1 pseudogene is annotated in these 640 nt (G+C 62.7%); it reads right to left on the reverse strand.

Annotated elements, in window-relative coordinates:
• A pseudogene (locus RSB01_RS14205) lies at nt 1-640 on the reverse strand (phenylacyl-CoA dehydrogenase); the annotation flags it as partial.

Consider the following 640-nt stretch of genomic DNA (forward strand, 5'->3'; position numbering starts at 1 on the left):
CATCGCGCGGTTGCCTTCGGCGAATGCCTTCATGGTCAGCAGCATGCGGCGTACGTCAGGGTGCACGATGATCGGGTCAGCGGCTTTTTCCGGCGCTTTCGGGCCAGTCAGGGAGCGCATTTGCAGGCGATCGCGAGCGTATTTCAGGCCGCCCTGGAAACCGATCTCGGCGTGGGCCAGGCCTTGCAGCGCGGTACCCAGGCGAGCGGTGTTCATAAAGGTGAACATGCAGTTCAGGCCTTTGTTCGCCGGGCCGATCAGGAAACCGGTGGCCGCGTCGAAGTTCATCACGCAGGTGGCGTTGCCGTGGATGCCCATCTTGTGTTCCAGGGAACCACAGGTCACCGCGTTGCGCTCGCCGACCGAGCCGTCGGCGTTCGGCAGGAATTTTGGCACGATAAACAGCGAGATGCCTTTGGTGCCGGCCGGTGCGTCCGGCAGGCGGGCCAGTACGATGTGGACGATGTTGTCGGCCATATCGTGTTCACCGGCCGAGATGAAGATCTTGGTGCCGGAGACTTTGTAGGAACCGTCGGCCTGAGGCTCGGCCTTGGTGCTCAGCATGCCCAGGTCGGTGACGCAGTGCGGTTCTGTCAGGCACATTGTGCCGGTCCACTCGCCCGACACCAGTTTGGTCAGG

This window comes from Brevundimonas sp. (genome assembly GCF_036659295.1).
GTDB lineage: Bacteria > Pseudomonadota > Alphaproteobacteria > Caulobacterales > Caulobacteraceae > Brevundimonas.